Source organism: Gramella sp. MAR_2010_147, from assembly GCF_900105135.1.
In the GTDB taxonomy this organism is placed as follows: Bacteria; Bacteroidota; Bacteroidia; order Flavobacteriales; family Flavobacteriaceae; genus Christiangramia.
This window is the reverse complement of sequence record NZ_LT629741.1, coordinates 2,671,971-2,691,451: the sequence shown is the minus strand read 5'-3', so window position 1 is coordinate 2,691,451 and position 19,481 is coordinate 2,671,971. Positions and strand designations below refer to the sequence as shown.

15 protein-coding genes are annotated in these 19,481 nt (G+C 37.1%); 5 read left to right on the top strand and 10 right to left on the bottom strand.

Features of this window, described 5'->3' with window-relative positions; translation table 11 throughout:
• Nucleotides 1–248 precede the first annotated feature (248 nt).
• Together BLT95_RS12145 and BLT95_RS12140 are read right to left on the bottom strand one after the other, a co-directional pair.
• On the bottom strand, nt 249–1,664 hold the full coding sequence (locus BLT95_RS12145) for a hypothetical protein (protein ID WP_089666437.1): 1,416 nt from the start codon (nt 1,662–1,664) through the stop codon (nt 249–251).
• 12 nt (nt 1,665–1,676) lie between these two features.
• Nucleotides 1,677–4,487, bottom strand: coding sequence for a TonB-dependent receptor (locus tag BLT95_RS12140; protein WP_089666436.1), 2,811 nt, complete (start codon nt 4,485–4,487; stop codon nt 1,677–1,679).
• Nucleotides 4,488–4,656: 169 nt separating this feature from the next.
• Between BLT95_RS12140 and BLT95_RS12135 the strand changes: the two genes are divergently transcribed.
• Both BLT95_RS12135 and BLT95_RS12130 read left to right on the top strand, forming a co-directional pair.
• On the top strand, nt 4,657–5,253 hold the full coding sequence (locus tag BLT95_RS12135) for a ribonuclease HII (protein WP_089666435.1): 597 nt from the start codon (nt 4,657–4,659) through the stop codon (nt 5,251–5,253).
• Between the two features lie 33 nt (nt 5,254–5,286).
• On the top strand, nt 5,287–7,719 hold the full coding sequence (locus tag BLT95_RS12130) for a DUF3352 domain-containing protein (protein ID WP_089666434.1): 2,433 nt from the start codon (nt 5,287–5,289) through the stop codon (nt 7,717–7,719).
• Between the two features lie 8 nt (nt 7,720–7,727).
• Here the strand turns inward: BLT95_RS12130 and lipB are convergent, their stop codons facing one another.
• Both lipB and BLT95_RS12120 read right to left on the bottom strand, forming a co-directional pair.
• Entirely contained in the window at nt 7,728–8,426 is a 699-nt protein-coding gene (gene lipB / locus BLT95_RS12125) for a lipoyl(octanoyl) transferase LipB (protein WP_089666433.1), read from the bottom strand.
• 3 nt (nt 8,427–8,429) lie between these two features.
• Complete coding sequence (locus BLT95_RS12120) at nt 8,430–8,588, bottom strand: YqaE/Pmp3 family membrane protein (protein WP_089666432.1); 159 nt, start codon at nt 8,586–8,588, stop codon at nt 8,430–8,432.
• Nucleotides 8,589–8,798: 210 nt separating this feature from the next.
• Between BLT95_RS12120 and lysS the strand changes: the two genes are divergently transcribed.
• The 3 genes from lysS to BLT95_RS12105 all read left to right on the top strand — a co-directional run bounded on the left by lysS (nt 8,799) and on the right by BLT95_RS12105 (nt 13,752).
• Nucleotides 8,799–10,490 (top strand): lysine--tRNA ligase, encoded by a 1,692-nt coding sequence (gene lysS / locus BLT95_RS12115; RefSeq protein WP_089666431.1) that lies wholly within the window; start codon nt 8,799–8,801, stop codon nt 10,488–10,490.
• A 204-nt stretch (nt 10,491–10,694) separates the two neighbouring features.
• A complete protein-coding gene (locus BLT95_RS12110; protein WP_089666430.1) occupies nt 10,695–13,190 on the top strand; it encodes a zinc-dependent metalloprotease in 2,496 nt (831 codons plus the stop codon).
• 157 nt (nt 13,191–13,347) lie between these two features.
• Nucleotides 13,348–13,752, top strand: coding sequence for a hypothetical protein (locus tag BLT95_RS12105; RefSeq protein ID WP_089666429.1), 405 nt, complete (start codon nt 13,348–13,350; stop codon nt 13,750–13,752).
• Nucleotides 13,753–13,876: 124 nt separating this feature from the next.
• On the opposite strand, the gene BLT95_RS12100 is transcribed toward BLT95_RS12105, so the two are convergent.
• The 6 genes from BLT95_RS12100 to BLT95_RS12075 all read right to left on the bottom strand — a co-directional run bounded on the left by BLT95_RS12100 (nt 13,877) and on the right by BLT95_RS12075 (nt 19,467).
• On the bottom strand, nt 13,877–16,375 hold the full coding sequence (locus tag BLT95_RS12100; RefSeq protein WP_089666428.1) for a heavy metal translocating P-type ATPase: 2,499 nt from the start codon (nt 16,373–16,375) through the stop codon (nt 13,877–13,879).
• Between the two features lie 225 nt (nt 16,376–16,600).
• Nucleotides 16,601–16,921: a four-helix bundle copper-binding protein gene (locus BLT95_RS12095; protein WP_089666427.1), complete on the bottom strand. Its 321-nt coding sequence runs from the start codon at nt 16,919–16,921 to the stop codon at nt 16,601–16,603.
• Nucleotides 16,922–17,017: 96 nt separating this feature from the next.
• Nucleotides 17,018–17,584 carry an AraC family transcriptional regulator gene (locus BLT95_RS12090; RefSeq protein ID WP_089666426.1) on the bottom strand — a complete coding sequence of 189 codons (567 nt, stop codon included), beginning with the start codon at nt 17,582–17,584 and terminating at the stop codon, nt 17,018–17,020.
• Nucleotides 17,585–17,632: 48 nt separating this feature from the next.
• On the bottom strand, nt 17,633–18,202 hold the full coding sequence (locus BLT95_RS12085; protein ID WP_089666425.1) for a DUF3347 domain-containing protein: 570 nt from the start codon (nt 18,200–18,202) through the stop codon (nt 17,633–17,635).
• A 54-nt stretch (nt 18,203–18,256) separates the two neighbouring features.
• Entirely contained in the window at nt 18,257–18,976 is a 720-nt protein-coding gene (locus BLT95_RS12080; RefSeq protein ID WP_089666424.1) for a PepSY domain-containing protein, read from the bottom strand.
• 2 nt (nt 18,977–18,978) lie between these two features.
• Nucleotides 18,979–19,467 carry a DUF305 domain-containing protein gene (locus tag BLT95_RS12075; RefSeq protein WP_089666423.1) on the bottom strand — a complete coding sequence of 163 codons (489 nt, stop codon included), beginning with the start codon at nt 19,465–19,467 and terminating at the stop codon, nt 18,979–18,981.
• Nucleotides 19,468–19,481 lie beyond the last annotated feature (14 nt).

Below are 19,481 nucleotides of genomic sequence, written 5' to 3'. Positions count from 1 at the left end.
AATAATCCAAACCTTATTTGTTCTTACAACCATAAATTTTTAACACAATTGAATAAAACTCCTGAATCAAACCTTCTGCGAGTTCGGATTTTAACAGTAGTAAGGATAGAAAAAAATAATCGATCTTTATGTTAATAATTATCATATATATAAAAATTTCATCCAATATATTAAACTATTAAAACCTTGAATTGCTACAAAATAAAAAGCCTCCCAATTGGGAGGCTTTTTCATATAGGATTATCTGGCTAATTAAATGGCAAAACAAATTCTGAATCCTTATTTTCTACTAAAATTTCAGTAACATCAATCACAGTAGTTGCTGTACCAGCATCTGCATCATAAGTAATAGCATCAAGATCTGCAACAACAGAAGAAATGAATGGAGGAATTACTGCAACCGTTGCAGGATCACCTTCACTTACGTTTTCATTCTGAAGAATCTCATTCTCGTGAATTACAAGTTTAATACCCATATCTACGAATCTTAAACCTTCGGCAATGAAAACTTCCTGACGCGTACGATAGATAAGCTCTAAACCTTCATCTTCTGACGAAATAGAAGCTATTTCAGCTTCGGTAAGAGAGGTCCCTGAAATTGAAGGAACATCTACATTATCTGCCTGTCTATCCAAAACTAAACCAGAACGACCATTCACAACAACAGAAGCATTGTCTGGACGAGAACCTGGATTTACCTCAGTTCTCCCTTCTACAGAGTCATCGATGTTTCTAACTTCTCTACCGGCAACTACACCAAGAAGATCACGAAGATTATCCTGAGCCAATGCAGTAGCACCATCGGTAATATTAGCTTCAGCTAATATTAAATGAGCCTCTTCCGCTTTTAAATAGTATACAGAAGGATCTTGCTCATCTGTTAATCTTGAATATTTAGGATCTAAGAAATCAAGAGTTGGCAAAGGCTGAAGGTCATCAAAAGTAGACCTACCATATAAAGCATTTTCAAATGTATTTGTAGGACCATCATTAGCATCATACATAGCCTCTCTAGCAAAATCAGGATCTAAGCTTAATGCAGCGTTTGCAGCTGAAACAGCTTCAGACTTATTTCCAAGGAAATAATTTGCTCTTGCTTTAGCCAGATGATATTCTGGTTTTGCAGATAATGAGATCGCTGCATCAAAAGAAGCAATAGCAGATGAGTAATTATCATCTGAGCTCACTACCATTCCTAATTCTTCCTGCGGAAGTCCTGAGAAATACATTGCAGAAAGCAAGTATGACATCCCTTCAAAGAAATGATATTCTGCCTGAGTATCATCTGTATAATTAGGATCACCTGGTCCTACAGTTTCCAAACCAAACTGAGCAGATTCTCTTAATCTCGCGATTCTAAACTGAGTATCTCTCACATCAGGATCTGTGGTTCTAATATCCAAACCATCCAGGAATTGACTAAAGAATGTTTGTGTATTTACATAGTTGTCTGATCCTAGCTCAGCCAACACTAAAATTTCGTTGTATGAGAAAGAAAGCTCTCTTTCTAATCCAGTCAACCAGATGGCTGAAGAGTTAGGTTGTCCAACAACAGAGGACTCAGATAGATTAGGGTTTTCCACACTTGTGAAATCTACCACATCATCAAAACTCTCACAACTCACTGTTGCTGCGACGAGTAATATTAATAATAATTTTTTCATTTTATATTTTTTTTAGAATTGAAATTTAAGCGATGTCATGAAAATTCTTGGAGCTGATTCAGTTCCATATGCAAAACCACCACTTGCAAAACCATTTTGAGCTGAGATACCAGATCCAGTAATTTCAGGATCAAATTCTCCGGCTGTCCAGTTAAATGGATTTGTCACGGTAAATCCTAAAGTCACATCACTAAATGGCTTAAGTAAATCTCCAAATCTATAAGATGCTCCAATGTTTCTGATCTTAATAAAATCATTATCAAATGTAAAATAATTTACATAGTTGAAAGGAGAAGTAGTTCCAACTAAATCATCTGGAATACCTGTGTTATCCACACCTCTTAAGTGACGTAGCAGGAAACTAAGATCTACGATCTTACCTCCATACTGGTAATCACCAGTAGTAAAGAAGCTAAAGTCCTTGAAAGTATAATTTAAACTAAAAGATCCAAATTTTGGAGCAAAAGTTTTTCCAAGAGGAGTATTAGGATTGAAGGTATATGTACCATCACCGTTAGAAACAGCCTCTGTACCTCTAAGATAACCTAAACTCTGTCCTTCTTCAACCCAAGAACCAATTACTGTAAAACCTCCAACTACAAAAGGAGCACTTCCTCCCGTACTTGTTACAAGGTTGTCATTGGTATTGTAAGATGCTGAAACTTTTAGATTATGATTTTCATTTCTAATAAGATCTGCATTTAATGCAAATTCCCATCCTGTATTTTCAATCTCACCAATATTTTGTATTTGGTTAAATTGACCTGAAGTTGGTGGCGCACCAGGAGTAAACAATGCATCCACAGTAGTTGCATTATATCTCGTTGCACTTAGATTCAATCTGTTCCAGAAGAATCCTAATTCAGCACCAAATTCGTATGTTTTTACTGTTTCAGAAATCAAATCAGGGTTACCTGGATTCGCAAATCTAAATGCAGGACTTCCAAAGAAAGACTCTAAAGCAAAAGTTCTATCCTGAGAGAATGGCTGAGCAAAGTTAGTAGCCTCACCATAGTTAGCTCTTAATTTAATTCTGTTAAGAACATTTGCAAAATTACTTCTTGTGTAGAAGTCATGATCTGAGATATTATAAGTAATTCCAACTTTAGGTAAGAATAAAGCATCTGTATCTTCCCCAGCTGAAGTATTCTTATCTATTCTACCTCCAAATTCAAGGAAAGCCACATCATAGATACCAATGTTCTCTAAGAAATAAAGACCATAGTTAGCATTTTCTAAGGTGAAATCTGAACCGGTAATGGTAGAAAAGTTGTTTACAGATCTTGTTCCATCAACCCCTCCAGAAGCATCTAATCTATTTTGTCTATCGGCAGTTCTAAAGAACTGACCACCTAATATAGATACGAAAGAGAAGTTCCCCAAATCTGCATTATGAGTAAAGTTGATATCTCCAGTAGCTGTAAAAGAAGATCTTAAAACTCTTGTTAATGAAGCCTGATCTGTAGTTCCTTCTGGAATAGACCCAAGTGCGATTAATAACGCATTGCTATCAACCTCTTCAGATTTAGAGTTTCTATAATCCACCCCAAAAGTTACATTTGACTGAAAGTTATCAGTAATATCGTAAGTGAATTTATTTGATGCTGTAAGACGGTTTACCGTATTCTGAATATCTACTAGACTTCCAATATTCTGAGCACGTTCTTTCTCAACTAACCATTCTTCTTCTGTTAATTCGTCTAGATTTCCTCTACCTCCGCCTTCAAAAGCAGAAAATCGAGAGAAACTTGTATTTGCGTTGAAATCCAGGTTAGATTCAAATCCTACATAAGAAAATGACCCCTGATATTTTAATTTATCAGACACCTGAGCTCCTAAACCAAAAGTAAAACTTCTTTTTACCTGCTCATTTAAATCATTAAAAGAGTCATCCTGGTATAGACTACCACCAAAGTTATAAGTGAATTTCTCACTACCTCCATTGATTCCAAAATTATGCTCAATAGATAAACCTGGCTCAAAAATAGCTTCTCCAGTTCTATCGTACTTCAAATAATCATCTGTAGCCTTAATCACACCTACTCTATTCTCATAAGTGATTCTGGCTTTACCACCTTTACCTTTTTTGGTAATAATCTGAATTACACCATTCGCAGCATCTGCACCATAAAGAGTTGTAGCAGCTCCACCTTTGATATATTCAATTTTCTCAATAGACTCTACAGGAATATCTGCAAGAGCAGAAACGTTCGCTCCACCAGTTCCAATCCCTAAAGATGGGTTAGAGTTAAGGTTATCTACACGAATACCATCAACAATAACTACCGGAGTAGCAGAAGAAGCAGCACTAATAGGCCCCCTTGTTCTAATAATTGCTGCAGTTCCAGGCTGACCAGAACTTAATCTAATCTGTGCACTAGGTGCATTTGACTGAAGTATCTGATCAATTTGAGTTGCAGGCAATCTGTCAATTTCTTCTTCAGAAATTTGATCTACCGTGGTAGACAGTCTCTTCTTCTGAATACCAGAACCCTGACCAGTAATTACAACCTCATCAAGAGCTGCTGCATCTACAGCCATTGTAATGTCGTAAACATCACTAGCACCAATAGTAATTTCCTGGGGTTTAAACCCAACATAACTGAAAACAAGCAAATCACCCGGTTCTAAGTCCAATGAGTAATTTCCATCGAAATCGGTTTGGGTTCCATTACTTGTATTCTTCTCGAATACTGAAACACCAGGAAGCGGCAAGCCGTCTTCGTCAACAACCGTTCCTGTAACGGTCTTTTCCTGTGCAAAACCAATTTGCACCACTAACACGAGTAAAAGTGTTAGAAATCCATGTAATCTTTTTTTCATTATTTAGTTAATTTTGAATTAGCCTGCGCCAAAAATCATAATAAATTCTTAATTATCCTAAAAAAATTTTACTTTAACTTATGAATATTTTAACATTTATATCAAACTATAAAGAAATTCGGAAATTTATTTATTGATTTTTCCTTAATTAATTACCATAATTTTAAGAATGCTTAATTACTACAATCTCGAATTAACGGTTGCAGGTACAGATGAAGCCGGAAGGGGATGCCTCGCCGGACCCGTTACTGCTGCTGCAGTTATACTCCCAGATCACTTTAAAAACGACATTCTAAATGACTCGAAAATTTTGAGTTTAAAAAACAGAAAATTATTAAAATCACAAATTGAACAGGAATCCCTCGCCTTTGCAACCGCACATGTCTTCATGGAGGAAATTGATGAAATTAACATTCTTAACGCCTCTATACGGGCTATGCACAGAGCTCTGGAAAAGTTAAAATTGGATCCTGAGCATATTATTGTAGATGGAAATAGATTCAAAACCTTCAAAAAAACCCCTCATGAATGTATTATTAAAGGTGATGGAAAATATATGAGTATTGCTGCAGCTTCTATATTAGCTAAAACTTATCGCGATGAATACATGGAGAAAATTCATGAGGAGTTCCCAATGTATAACTGGAATAAGAATAAAGGCTACCCCACAAAAGAGCACCGGGCAGCGATCCAGAAGTACGGAATCACAAAATATCACAGAAAAACCTTCAAACTACTACCAGATCAATTGAAGATTGAATTCTAAGTTGCTATTTTTGTCCACATACGCTACCAACCTATGAAAAGATTCATCGTATTTATTACAATACTTTTTGTCTTCGCCTGTTCAGAAAATCAAGAACCTGAATTTAACTCAATTACCTTTATCCCTGAGGATGCCGAAGCTATAGCCCATACCGCCGATCTAAAACAATTTATTAGAGACCTGAGTAATAACGAATTCTATAAAGAGAGTGATTTTGGTTTTAAACAAAAACTCTCTAGTGAGTTAAAATTTACGAAGTATCTTAATTTTAGACATGAAACCGGAATAAACATTTCAAATATAGCTTCAGAAAAGCTGATCTATACTATAACGACAAAGATAGATTCCGCCTTCATACCTTTAGATTCTATTAAGAATAAAAGTGTGGAAACTCTAAGCCAGGATGGAGTCGATTTTCAAAGAATCATTCTCGAAGAGAACAGCTTCTATTTTTATGAGACCGGTAATTCAAGTATTCTAAGCAATTCTAAAAATAAAATCCTTGATATCGCAAATGGACGAAATCTATTAAAATCTGCTTCCTTAAAAAATGCATTTAATGCTTCTGATCCTAATAAGACATCTATCTTTTTAAAAAATTCCGCAATAAATAAATTGTCAGGATTTTTCGAGAATTTCAACTTTCCCGGATTCAAAAATTTCTCTGATTGGATCGTGTTAGACCTCGATATTGAAGAATCAGAAATCAAAGTAAATGGGATCGGTGTCTTCAATAAAAGTGATCACTTTTTGAATATTTTTTCAGATACAAACCCAAAAGAGATTGAGATAGGCAAGGTATGCCCTCAGGATTTTTTAAGCTTCTACTCTTTTAGTTTTTCCTCGTTTGAGAAGCTTGAGAATAATCTAAATAAAATCACTAAAGATAGTGTGAACAGAGAATTCCCAAGCATTTTAAATCATGTTCGTGAGATCGGCTCTATACAATTGAAAGAAGGAGATCTTTTTGTCCTGAATGCTGTTGAAATTGAAAGTGTTAAAACCAGTCTGGCCGGAATGGGTGAAGAAACCGAGACCTACAGGGATATTCCAATATATCAATTAGAAAATTCGGGGATATTTAAAAAAGTCTTACCTGAGCTTATGCTACTTAACGAAAATAGATTCTATACAATCATAGACCACTTTATCGTCTTTGCAGATAAACCTGATCTAATTAAAAAAGCGATCACCGATTTTCAAAATTCAAATACCATCGCTGGCAAAAGCTATTATTCTGAAATGCTTTCTTCTCTATCATCAGAATCGTCTATTTTAATTGCTGGCAGGTTACCAGAATTCTCTAAAAGTATCAAATCTTCGGATTCAGAAAAATTGAATTTCAGAAAGAACAGCCTTGCCGCGTTCCAGATTATTGGTGAAGATAATTTTGCTCATCTGCATGGAATATTTTCAGATTCTAAGGATCAAAATCCCAACGGAAATAGCGCTGCACAAATAGCATCCTTTAAACTCGATGCTCCTATGACGAGGACTCCCTATTTCTTTAAGAATCATGAAACAGATCAAATGGATATCGCCGTTCAGGATGAGAACAATATGCTATATCTTATTTCTAACAAGGGCAACGTATTCTGGAAGAAAAAACTGGATAGCCAGATTACCAGTGATATATATGAAGTAGATCTTTTTAAAAACGGGAACAAACAACTTGCCTTTTCTACAGGATATCACCTGGAAATTTTAGACAGAAATGGAAATAGTGTAAAACCATTTCCTATTAAATTTAATCAGGCCCTTACACAACCTTTATCAGTTTTTGATTATGACAATAACAGGACCTATCGCTTTGTTTTAACACAGGGCAAAAGAGTTTATATGCTTGGACCCAAAGGAAAGTCTATAAAAGGCTTTGATTTTGAAAATGCTAAAACTGAAATTGTAAAACAGCCTAAACATATAAGGCTTGGAACGAAGGATTATATTCTTGTTTCAGAAGAATCTGGTAGATTAAATATTCTTAGTAGACAAGGCAGCATTCGTGTACCGGTAAATGAAAATTTCAACTATTCTGAAAATGAATGGTATGGAAATGAAGGGAATTTTATTTCTTCAGGGGTAGACTCTAACCTGATTTCGGTAACACAAAGTGGAACCGTTTCAAGAAAAAACCTGGAATTCGCAGACAACCACAGATTAGTAGCAAATGACGATTTTCTGGTTTATTTAAATGAAAATGAATTAACTATTAATGAGACAAGGGTCACTTTAGATTTCGGGCTCTATACAGATCCTCAATTATTTGAGATTGGAAAGAGATCATTGATAGCTATCACAGATCTGCAGGCTCAAAAGGTGTTTGTTTTTGATCAAAATGCCGAATTACTCCCTGGTTTTCCTGTATACGGAACTTCAGAAGTCGATATTTCAAATGCTGATATTGACTCGAGACTAGAACTACTCGTAAAAGGGGATGAAAATGAAATTCTACTTTATAAACTTTAGACAAATAATCATATCAGTTCTGCCTCAAAAAGAACTTTAAAATGCTGGAGTAATTTTGTCTGAACCTCATGAAGATCTATCTCCTTTTTGCCGAGTTCCACATTCAAAGAGGTCACTGCTTTTCCTTTTATTCCGCAGGGTATTATATGATCAAAATACCCTAGATCTGAATTTACATTTAAAGCAAAGCCGTGCATAGTGACCCATCTGCTTGCTCTTACTCCCATCGCACAGATTTTACGGGCAAAAGGTGTTCCCACATCCAGCCATACGCCGGTTTCTCCTGGACTACGTTCCGCCTTCAGACCGTATTCAGCTAAAGTTAAAATGACAGTTTCTTCTAACAAGCGTAAATATTTATGAATATCGGTAAAGAAATTATCAAGGTCTAAAATAGGGTATCCAACAAGCTGCCCAGGGCCGTGATAGGTAATATCCCCTCCCCTGTTAATTTTATAGAAAGTTGCATTCCTGGCTTTTAGTTGCTCTTTTGAAATTAGTAGATTTTCAGCATCCCCACTTTTCCCAAGAGTATACACATGAGGATGCTCCACAAAAAGTAAATAATTTTTTGTTGGAATTTCAGTTTCTTCCCTCCGGTTTTTTATCTTAAGATCCAGGGTCTTTTTAAATAGCTCTTCCTGATAATCCCATGTTTCCTTATAATCCTTTACTCCCAAATTATATACTTCTACCTTCTTATTCATAGCTTAGGATTTTGGGTTATTAAGAATGATCAAAGCTGCAATAACTCCAGGGATCCAGCCAAGAATAGTTAGAATCAAAACGATTAAAATAGAACCACAACCTTTATCATATACGGCCAGTGGCGGAAAAAGTACTGATAGAATAACTCTCCAAACACTCATTAATAAGCAAATTTTGAAGCAAAGATAGAAATAAAAAATTCCCGGTTTCTTCATTCATACTATTCAGAATTTTTAAAATATATTTCTCCCCTCCAGAAAAACCTGTGGAATTAAATCGATTGAAATTCGGGTTCTAATGCCGTTGTGCGGCAGCCTGATAGTCACTATATTTGCATCCGCATTTTTAAACAATGCAATAAAATTTTGAATATGCAGCAGTTATCAGAACAGGAACAGATTAGAAGAGAAAAATTGACGGCTATTAGAAAAGCCGGGATTAATCCATATCCTGCCGATCTATACCCGGTAGATAATACTACCGCGGGGATCAAAGCGAATTTTGAAGAGGGTAAAAAAGTAGTGATCGCTGGCCGGCTTATGTCCAGAAGGATTCAGGGGAAAGCTTCTTTTGCAGAACTTCAGGACTCTAAAGGTAAGATCCAGGTCTATTTCAACAGAGATGAGATCTGTACCGGCGAGGATAAATCTAAGTACAATGATCTTTATAAAAAATTGCTGGATATAGGTGATTTTATTGGAATTGAAGGTGAACTTTTTAAAACTCAGGTAGGAGAAATGACCGTAATGGTAAAAGATTTTCACCTTTTGAGTAAATCTTTGAGACCCCTACCACTGCCAAAAACGGATAAGGAGGGAAATACCCATGACGGTTTTAATGACCCTGAGCAAAGATATCGTCAGCGTTACGCCGATCTTGCCGTAAACCCTAAAGTGAAAGAGATTTTTGTTAAGCGTACCAAGCTTTTCAATGCCATGAGAAATTTCTTTAATGAAAGAGAATATTTTGAGGTGGAGACTCCAATTCTACAGTCTATTCCAGGTGGAGCAGCTGCACGACCTTTTGTAACCCATCACAATGCCTTAGACATCCCTTTATATCTAAGGATTGCCAATGAACTTTACCTGAAAAGACTGATCGTTGGTGGTTTTGATGGAGTTTATGAATTCTCTAAAAACTTCAGAAATGAAGGAATGGACAGAACTCACAATCCGGAATTTACGGCCATGGAGATCTATGTGGCCTATAAAGATTACAACTGGATGATGGAATTCACTGAGCAGTTACTCGAACATTGTGCGGTAGCTGTAAACGGAACTACCGATGCAACCTTTGGTGAGCACAAAATCAATTTTAAAGCGCCATACAAGCGTCTTAGCATGACAGATGCCATTATTGAGTTTACTGGTTTTGACATTACCGGAAAATCTGAAAAGGAACTCTATGAAGCTGCTAAAGCCATGGATATAGAGGTTGATGAAACTATGGGGAAAGGAAAACTCATTGATGAGATCTTTGGTGAAAAATGTGAAGGCAATTTTATACAGCCAACTTTTATTACAGATTACCCAAAAGAAATGAGCCCTCTTTGTAAAGAACACCGCGATAACCCTGAACTTACAGAACGTTTTGAACTGATGGTCTGTGGGAAAGAGATCGCTAATGCATACTCTGAGCTTAATGATCCGTTAGATCAAAGAGAACGTTTTGAAGAACAATTAAAACTTTCAGAAAAAGGAGATGATGAGGCAATGTTCATTGATAATGATTTTCTACGCTCTCTTGAATACGGGATGCCTCCAACTTCTGGTTTAGGAATAGGAATGGACAGACTCATCATGTTCTTAACCAATAAACAGTCTATCCAGGAGGTATTGTTCTTCCCACAGATGAAACCGGAGAAAAAAGCGGTGGAATTAAGTGAGGAAGAAAAAGCGGTCTTCAAATTACTTAAAGGAGATGATGTTCACGAGTTGGATACAATTAAAGAGCAATCTGGTTTAAGCAATAAAAAATGGGATAAGGCGGTAAAAGGTCTTAGAAAACATAAAATGATAGATGTTTTTAAAGAGGGAGAGACTTTAAATATGAAAATATCTTAAAACATAAATTTGATCCTTTCTAAATTTGAAAAGCCCTGTAATATTACAGGGCTTTTTTTATGGTTATATGTATAAAAAAATCTCACGAATTAAACCATTTAGTTTATTAGGAGTCAAACCGATACCAAATTAGTGGTATTTTTATTTTCTGATAGAAATATCGTCTCAAAACAATTCACCTATTAACCAAATAATTATTTTTTTATGATTAAAAAACAAGGTCTCAGGCTAGTGCTGGTAGCACTTTCCCTGTCCGTTTCTGGTTGTGCGGTATTCCAGCCAAACAGCAAAGCTTCAGATTCTGCCAAGAAAGAAGAGAACGGAGAAAAAAAAGATGGAGATTTAAAACCTTATGCAAAAGTCATCACGAAAGATGCAAGATCAGATGAAGGTCTATTTACCGTTCACAAAGTAGATGAAAATTATTTCTACGAAATTCCAGATAGTTTATTCAACCGTGAAATGCTTACCGTAACCCGTATTGCAAAAACTGCAAGTGGTATTGGTTTTGGTGGTGGAAAACAAAACACCCAGGTTCACCGCTGGCAAAGAAAGGGAAACAAAGTACTCTTAAGAGTAGTTTCATATGATATCTATGCAAATGATTCCCTACCTGTACATGAAGCGGTGGTCAATTCTAATTTTGAACCAATTATTCAATCATTTGATATAAAAGCAATTGGAAAGGATTCGATTAGTAAATCAACCGTTATCGATGTAACAGACCTTTACACAAAAGATGTTCAGGCACTTGGTTTACAGGATAGACCAAGAAAAGAATATAAAGTATCCCGACTGGATGAGAGTCGTTCTTATATAGATACGATTAGAAGTTATCCAGAAAATATAGAAATAAGACATGTGAAAACTTACAACGCCGGGGAACCGCCATCTAATGAAAGTACGGGTTCTATCTCTATGGAATTTAGTAATTCAATGATCCTTCTTCCGGAAGTGCCAATGGAAAGAAGATATTTTGATGAGCGCGTAGGCTGGTTCACTACAGAGCAAACCGACTATGGCCTGGAGGCTCAAAAAAGTAAAACTATCAAGTATCTGGATAGATGGAGACTGGAAGTGAAAGAGGAAGACATGGAGAAGTTTAAAAATGGTGAGCTTGTAGAACCAAAAGAGCAAATCGTTTATTACATAGACCGTGCAACTCCAGATAAGTGGGTACCATTCATCAAGCAGGGAATTGAAGACTGGCAGGTGGCTTTTGAAGCAGCAGGTTTCAAAAACGCCATTATTGCCAAAGACGCTCCTACTGTAGAAGAGGATCCAGACTGGAGTCCTGAAGATGTACGATATTCTGTGGTAAGATACCTTGCTTCCCCAATTCCAAATGCAAACGGACCCCATGTAAGTGATCCACGTTCAGGAGAGATCCTGGAATCTGACATTAACTGGTATCACAACGTGATGACACTACTTAGAAACTGGTTCTTTGTACAAACTGCTTCTATCAACGAAGATGCTCAGGGCGTTGCTTTTAAAGATGAAGTAATGGGAAGATTAATTCGTTTTGTATCTTCTCATGAAGTAGGACATACATTGGGACTACCTCATAATATGGGAAGTAGTGTTGCTTACCCTGTAGAAAAACTAAGAGATCCTGAATTCACCAAAGAATTTGGTACTGCTCCCTCTATCATGGATTATGCTCGTTTCAATTATATTGCACAGCCAGAAGATGGCGATGTGGCATTAATGCCTGAAATTGGACCTTATGATAAATATGCTATTGAGTGGGGTTATCGCCCAATTCCGGAGAAAGATGGAAAACAGGAAAAGGAAATCCTTGATGACTGGATCCTGGCCCATGCCGGTGACCCGATTTACAGATTTGGAAAGCAACAGGGAGGTGGAGTTATAGATCCAAGTTCACAAACCGAAGATCTTGGAGACGATGCCATGCTTGCCAGTGAATACGGTATTAAAAATCTTAAACGTATTGTTCCAAAACTAATAGAATGGACTGCTGAAGATGGTAAAGATTATGAAGACCTGGATGATCTTTATAATCAGGTGCTTTCACAGTACAATAGATATATGGGGCATGTCGCTGCCAACATTGGAGGTGTTTACGAATATTCTAAAACTTACGACCAGGAAGGTGCTGTTTACACCCATGTAGATAAGGAAACACAGGAAAGAGCGATGGATTTCTTACAGAAACAATTATTTGAAACTCCAGAATGGATGATCAATCAGGAGATTTTCAATAAAATTGAATTTGATGGAAATATTGAGCGTATTAGAAATATGCAGCAAAGATCCCTTAACAATATCCTTGACTTCGGAAGAATGGCCAGGTTGATGGAAAATGAAGAGATCAATGGAAATGAAGCATACTCTCTTTTAGATATGATGACCGGGTTGAGAAAAGGAATCTGGAGTGAAGTTTATTCCGCTAAGAATATAGACCGATACCGCAGAAACCTTCAGCGTGCATATGTTGAAAGAATGGAATACCTAATGAATGAAGAGCAGGATGAGATCCCTGCAAGATGGAGAAGCTGGGTAACCAGAAGTAATGTAAATGTTTCTCAAAGTGATATTCGTCCGGTTGTTCGTGGAGAATTGAACAGCCTGCAAAGACAGTTGCGAAATAGTGCAAATTCTGGTAACACATTAACAAGATACCATAAGCAGGATATCCTTAAAAGAATAGATCTTATCCTGAATCCTATTAATTAGGATAAAAAACCTTACATTTTTAAAAGCTGTCGTTGTTAAAACGATGGCTTTTTTTTACGTGGGATTTTGATTATCTCCGGAAAAAGTAAATTTCAAATCGCTATCTTTAGGATCATTCCTAACCTAGAAAGTATTAAAAATTAATAAATCTCACATCATGAAAAAATTAATCACAGTCATGTTCCTTTTTTTGAGTATTACTGCATTTGCTCAGGAACGCAACTCCCAGAAAGGAGATCTGTCCAATGAAGAAATGGCAACACTGGGAGCTAAAAGATTGGCTATGCAACTGGATCTTAACGCTGAACAGGAAGCAAAACTAAAAATTCTGTACATAAAGCAAATTGAAGTAAGAAAAGAGCGCATGGAACAGCGTAAGGAAAATATGGAGCAACTTAAGGAAGAAAGAGACGAAATGAGAAAGGAGCGTATGGAGATGAACGAGGAGCAAAAAGCTGAATTACGTGAAATCCTTACTGAAGAACAGTATTTAAAATGGGAGCAACTTCAGGAAAAAAGACGAAAGGGCAGGAAAGCTCCTATGAGAGATCGAAAAAATTAGATTTTTATAAATGACTAACGAAAAAGGACCTTTTAAGGTCCTTTTTTTATTTGATTTTATTTAGATGATCTGATGCTGAAAATATGAAAACAGAGATCTCAATATGATCAAGGTGACTTTTTGTTTAAGCCAGCTTTGCGCCTTTCAGCCGAAGCGCATTCCCAATTACCGAAACCGAACTAAAACTCATGGCCAGAGCAGCAATCATTGGTGAAAGCAGCAATCCAAAAAACGGATACAAAACTCCGGCCGCAATAGGCACCCCAATACTATTATAAACCAAGGCAAAAAACAGGTTCTCTTTAATATTTCTCATTACTTTTTCACTCAGCCTGATCGCTTTTAAAACCCCTTTTAGATCGCCTTTTACCAGAGTAACCTCAGCACTCTCAATAGCCACATCGGTTCCGGTTCCCATGGCGATCCCAATATCAGCCTTAGCCAGTGCGGGCGCATCATTGATTCCATCTCCGGCCATAGCTACTTTTTTCCCTTCAGCCTGCAGTTTTTTAACTTCTTCCATCTTATTTTCGGGGATCATTCCTGCTTTAAAATCGGCGAGATCCAGTTCTTTCGCCACTGCAGCGGCAGTTTTTTCATTATCCCCGGTAAGCATGATTACCTTTACTCCATGCTTCTGAAGTTCATTCAAGGCTTCCCTGCTGGTTTTTTTAATCTTATCTGAAATGGTTATAAAACCTACAATTTTACCATCCACTGCCAGATATGAAACTGTTTTTCCCTGTTCCTGTTCGGCAGTTACCTTCTTACTTATTTCTTCAGAAATTTCAGCATTTTCAGCCTGCATTAATTTATCATTTCCAAGAGCCAGCCGCTTTTCTTCAAATTTCGCGGTCACCCCTTTTCCTGTAACCGAATTAAAATCTGAAGCTTCTCCATAGTCCACATTTTCAGCATTAGCATGTTTCACGGTTGCCGTTGCCAGGGGATGCTCACTTTGAGCATTTACAGAGGCGATCAACCGCAAAATTTCATTTTCTCTATATTCTTCAGCAACAGAAACAACTTTTTCTACGGAAGGTTTTCCCTCAGTGATCGTACCGGTTTTATCAATGATCAACGTGTCTATCTCATTCATCTCTTCCAGTGCACGGGCATTCTTGATCAAAACTCCATTTTTCGCCCCTTTTCCCACACCAACCATGACAGACATGGGTGTAGCAAGCCCCAAAGCGCATGGACATGCGATAATTAAGACCGCAATGGCATTCACGAGTGCATATACATAAGAAGGTTCAGGACCATACATCGCCCAGATAATAAAGGTAATCACTGAAATAGCGACGACTATCGGCACAAAATAACCCGAGATCTTATCTGCTAATTTTTGAATGGGTGCCTGGGAACGACTGGCTTCATTCACCATTTTTATGATCTGTGACAAAAGAGTTTCATTGCCAACTTTTTCAGCAGTCATGGTAAAACTCTGATTCCCATTGATGGTTCCTGAACTTACCTTATCTCCTTCTTTTTTATCTACCGGAATAGGCTCGCCGGTGATCATGGCCTCATCAATACTGGATTGTCCTTTTTCAATGATCCCATCAACGGGAATTTTACCTCCCGGTTTTACCCTTAAAATATCGCCCTGCTGAATTTTATCTACTGAAATTGTTTCTTCTTTTCCATCGACCACCTTGATGGCGGTATTTGGCGTAAGCTTTAATAATTCCTTGATGGCTGAATTCGTTTTACTGTGGGCTCTTGCCTCCAACACCTGTCCCATCAAAACCAGAGTAAGAATTACCGTGGCCGCTTCAAAATAGACATGCACCGTTCCCATTTCGGTCTTGAACTGAGATGGAAAAAAATCTGGAAACAACAATCCGAAAACACTAAAAATCCAGGCCACCCCTGCGCCAATTCCAATAAGGGTAAACATATTAAGATTCCAGGTTTTTATAGACCTGTAGGCGCGCTCAAAGAACATCCAGGTGGCGTAAAAAACCACGGGAAGGGAGAGCATCAATTGAACCCAGTTCCAAATTTTCATGTCGGCTACCTCATATAAGGGATTATTCGGGATCATTTCAGACATGGCGATTATGAAAATAGGAAGTGTAAAACCTACAGCGATCCAGAATTTCCGAAGTAATTTTTTATAACTCTTTTCTTCTGCTGAAGCCTCCGGCTCCATAGGCACCAGGTCCATCCCGCAAACAGGACAATCGCCCGGTTCTTCTTTCACAATTTCTGGATGCATCGGGCAGGTATACTGAGTAGATTGTGGAGCAGCACTTACTTCTTCTACCAGATCCATTCCACATACAGGACAATCGCCGGGTTTATCATAAGTTTTATCGCCTTCGCAATGCATGGGACAATACCAGGTTCCCGTACCACTGCCTTTGGATTCCTGCTTTGCCATTTTTGATCGTTCCAGCTTTTCACCAGGCTTCATAATATGGTAATTTCCACCGTCCTCTTGTAAAGCTTCTTCAAATCTTTTTAATTTAATATGCTTTCGCATACTAATTTCGGCTTCCTCCTTTTCAAGGTTGACCGTAACATCTAATACATCCTTCACTTCACTCAAAGTCTTTTCAACGTGAGTACGACAACCATTACAGGTCATCCCGGTTATTTTATAGGTATGTTTCATTTTGATCTCTCTTAATACTATAAAGCGAAGATAGTCATTGGTCTACTGGCAGAATTTCGATATTAGGGTAAATCCTTTCAGGTAAAAAAAAAGAAGCTGTCTCAAAAATTACTTTTTCGTCAAGCTGACCTTGTTTCAGCTTCTAAATTATATTTTTATCAAATTGTGGAAATCCTGAAATAAATTCAGAATTAGGTTTACTATTTTTGAGACAGCTTTTATAGTTTATGCAAGATATGCTTCACAGGCTTCTGCGCATTCTCTACATGCTTTTGCGCAATCCTGGCAGTGCTGATGGTCGTGTTTTCCACATTCATCTGCACAAGCCTGGCAAACTTTCATGCAGTATTCTACTAGTCCCTGCACGTCCTTATAATTCGTTGCCAGCACCTGGTTTAGTGTAGAACAAACCTCAGCACAAACCCGGTCGGTTCTTATACAATCTTTCATCATTTTTACATTGTCTTCATCCAGACAGGCATCTGCACAATAATTACAATGGTTAATGCAATTTCCAAGCGTTTTAATTAACTTCTCATTTCTCATAACTAATTGATTTTTTACTGGTTATGATCAAAAATAAAAAGTAATACTAAAAGTCACTACTAAAATTATGTGGAGTTCTTTCAGTTTTAAGATATCTTAAACAGAATCAAGATTAATCCTATCCTTGATTTGCATATTCTTATATTCTGATGGAGTAAAACCCGTCGCCTTTTTAAAGGAAGTAGAAAGGTACGCGGGTGTAGAATATCCAAGCGTATCTGCAATCATCGCAATGCTGTTTTCATCATAATTCAAAAGTTCCTTAACCCTTTCTATACGAATGGCATTATAAAATTTCTGAATGCTCTGCCCCTCACTTTCGCTAAAAATATGAGTTATATGACTGTAGTCATAATTCAACTCCCTGGTTAAAATACTGGAAAGTTTCTCATTGGAAGGATCGTTGGAATACACCTCTTCAATAAGAAAAGATTTAATAGTATTAATAAGTCTTTCATTACGATCCTGGATGATCTCAAAACCTACTTTTTCAAATTCTTTTCCCAGCTTATTTTTTTCTGAAATACTTAGGTCTCGTTTCAGGATCGCTTCTCCAAGATTTATTTCGGTATAAGGAATAGCAAGGTTATCAAGTATATCTCCAACGGTTATGATACACCTCTGGCATACCACATTTTTTATATGAATTTTATGTTCTTCCATTAAGAAATAAACCTGCAAGGTGTTTTTAACCTTGCAGGATATTTTTATTTACATAATCGTCTCATCTACTCTACCACATTTCAGCATCTTATCTCCAAAATACGGATTTCTGATCTCTTCTGACGAAGAATACCAGTAATCCCCTTTTCCTTCAAATGCCATTGGGCAGAATTGCTTATAAATTTTACCGGAAGAAATCGCTTCTTTTAGTATCGGTTCCATCGCAGCAGTTAATTCTGAAAACAATTCTCTTTGCTTATTTACATCCTCCGTCGCTACAATTTTACTTGCAATCTCCGCAACTTCAGGTTGCGTTTGCTTTAGCGTATTTTGTAAATTTTGTGCCGATTTTCTGCTTGCCGAAGCATCTGTTCTAACCAGCGCATCCTTTACAGCCAGATATTCATCAAATGCCTGTTGCACCGCTTCGTCACTGAACTTAGCTGTTTCTGCTTCCATAGTTTCTTCAGCATGCATCCCTTTAGAATGATCATTCATTTCATGCTCTTCATGAGAAACTTCTTCATTCTTTTCTTTTTTCTCATCTCCACAGGAAACCATCATTAAACTACCTGCAACCAGACTCATCGTTATTAAACTTCTTACTTTCATTTTCATTTTTTGTTTATTTACTATTGATATTTGACGTATTAAGAACTTGATTATAACATATTATTTTTTACTCTTTTTTTTCGGCTGGACAATTTTTCTAATGGTGGGTGAAGATATATACCAAAGAAGAAAACCACTTAAGACGGTAATTAGCCCCATCAGTGAAAAACTTCTAAGCAGCAAATTGTTAAAATCATCTCTTCCTTCATAATCCATGGTATGCGTCATCCATAAAAAATCAAACCAGCGCCAATCCCTATGCCGAACACTTTTAAAATTTCCGGTTAAGGCTCCTACGTAAGCCTTAAGATTTTCATCTGTATTATATGAAATTACATAGGCTGGCAACAAATTCCCACGATATTCGTGATGCTTACCGGTTTCAGTAACCTTTTTAATTCCGGAAATCTCAAGGTCTGCTCTCATATATCTTGAGGCTATATCTAGTGCCTGCTGCTCATTGATTTCCGCTATCTTTTCTCCGGAGCGCGCATCCATCAGGATCTCATCATTTATATAATAAAAAGGGGTCCCTGAAATCTCCTGAAGTTTCACAGAGCTTACTTCCAGCGTAGGATCTAGCACTGTGGGACTTTTAAGGTTTGAAAAAGATGAATGAACTGGCATCTCTTTTTTAAAATGGTCGCCATGAATTTCATCGAGATCTGTCCAGCTAAAATAGAGTCCGCTTACCGTCCACATTATAAATTGTAAACCGATAAATATCCCCAGATAGCGATGAGCTTTCCTTATATTAAGAGCTGTTTTTCGTTTGATCATTTCTATTTTTCCTGCAGTCGTTTAATCATTCTTTTCATTTCAGCAATCTCTTTTTCCTGCGCTTTTATAATATCATCAGCAAGCTTTCGAACTTCGGGGTCGTCTATATCTGCTCTCTTACTTGTTAAAATCGCGATGGAATGATGTGGTATCATAGCTTCCATATAAAGCACATCATCAACCACCGGTTTTTGAGATCGTACGAGACCCAGAGCACCCAGGAACAAAATAAGACTTCCTGTATAAATAGCTATATTTTTCTTTCTGCTTTTATACATATTCAGCATAAGAGAAAGCATTATGATCGCCATTGCAGCAATCCCCAAACAAGTCATGTAGAACCTGGTTAAACTGAAATATACATGATCAATTTCATAAGTATTCAGATACATAGTGATATACATCGCTATAAAAGATAATCCCAACATGGCGAAGAATCTACTATAATTATTACCATTCATTTGCTCGTTGTTTTCAGAACTTTGATTCATAATATTAATTTTTT

Coding starts and splice junctions, on each gene's coding strand:
- BLT95_RS12145 (WP_089666437.1), bottom strand. CDS start 1,664: ATGAAAAAATTATTATTAATATTACTCGTCGCAGCAACAGTGAGTTGT.
- BLT95_RS12140 (WP_089666436.1), bottom strand. CDS start 4,487: ATGAAAAAAAGATTACATGGATTTCTAACACTTTTACTCGTGTTAGTG.
- BLT95_RS12135 (WP_089666435.1), top strand. CDS start 4,657: ATGCTTAATTACTACAATCTCGAATTAACGGTTGCAGGTACAGATGAA.
- BLT95_RS12130 (WP_089666434.1), top strand. CDS start 5,287: ATGAAAAGATTCATCGTATTTATTACAATACTTTTTGTCTTCGCCTGT.
- lipB (WP_089666433.1), bottom strand. CDS start 8,426: ATGAATAAGAAGGTAGAAGTATATAATTTGGGAGTAAAGGATTATAAG.
- BLT95_RS12120 (WP_089666432.1), bottom strand. CDS start 8,588: ATGAGTGTTTGGAGAGTTATTCTATCAGTACTTTTTCCGCCACTGGCC.
- lysS (WP_089666431.1), top strand. CDS start 8,799: ATGCAGCAGTTATCAGAACAGGAACAGATTAGAAGAGAAAAATTGACG.
- BLT95_RS12110 (WP_089666430.1), top strand. CDS start 10,695: ATGATTAAAAAACAAGGTCTCAGGCTAGTGCTGGTAGCACTTTCCCTG.
- BLT95_RS12105 (WP_089666429.1), top strand. CDS start 13,348: ATGAAAAAATTAATCACAGTCATGTTCCTTTTTTTGAGTATTACTGCA.
- BLT95_RS12100 (WP_089666428.1), bottom strand. CDS start 16,375: ATGAAACATACCTATAAAATAACCGGGATGACCTGTAATGGTTGTCGT.
- BLT95_RS12095 (WP_089666427.1), bottom strand. CDS start 16,921: ATGAGAAATGAGAAGTTAATTAAAACGCTTGGAAATTGCATTAACCAT.
- BLT95_RS12090 (WP_089666426.1), bottom strand. CDS start 17,584: ATGGAAGAACATAAAATTCATATAAAAAATGTGGTATGCCAGAGGTGT.
- BLT95_RS12085 (WP_089666425.1), bottom strand. CDS start 18,202: ATGAAAATGAAAGTAAGAAGTTTAATAACGATGAGTCTGGTTGCAGGT.
- BLT95_RS12080 (WP_089666424.1), bottom strand. CDS start 18,976: ATGATCAAACGAAAAACAGCTCTTAATATAAGGAAAGCTCATCGCTAT.
- BLT95_RS12075 (WP_089666423.1), bottom strand. CDS start 19,467: ATGAATCAAAGTTCTGAAAACAACGAGCAAATGAATGGTAATAATTAT.